We start from the raw sequence: 414 nt of genomic DNA on the forward strand, positions 1-414 counted from the left end.
GGTCTGACTATCGTCTGACCAATGTTTGTCTCGGTCAGACGATAGTCAGACCGACTACAATACCCCCTTCAAAAACGCCGCCATCTTATCCATCAATTTTTTCTTGGCCTACTCTGGGCCAGAATGGCCTGCGCTGGGAATAAACTCAATTTTTTATTGGTCTGACTATCGTCTGACCAATGTTTGTCTCGGTCAGACGATAGTCAGACCGACTACAATACCCCCTTCAAAAACGCCGCCATCTTATCCATCAATTTTTTCTTGGCCTACTCTGGGCTAGAATGGCCTGCGTTGGGAATAAACTCAATCTTTTATTGGTCTGACTATCGTCTGACCAATGTTTGTCTCGGTCAGACGATAGTCAGACCGACTACAATACCCCCTTCAAAAACCCCGCCATCTTATCCATCAATT

1 protein-coding gene is annotated in these 414 nt (G+C 45.7%); it reads left to right on the top strand.

What is annotated here, in order from left to right; all coding sequences use genetic code 11:
• Positions 1–183: 183 nt before the first annotated feature.
• The coding region (locus AC23P2_RS31275) for a hypothetical protein (RefSeq protein WP_487776816.1) at positions 184–414 on the top strand (231 nt) is incomplete at its 3' end.

This window comes from Runella sp. R0.1_18 (assembly GCF_057652155.1).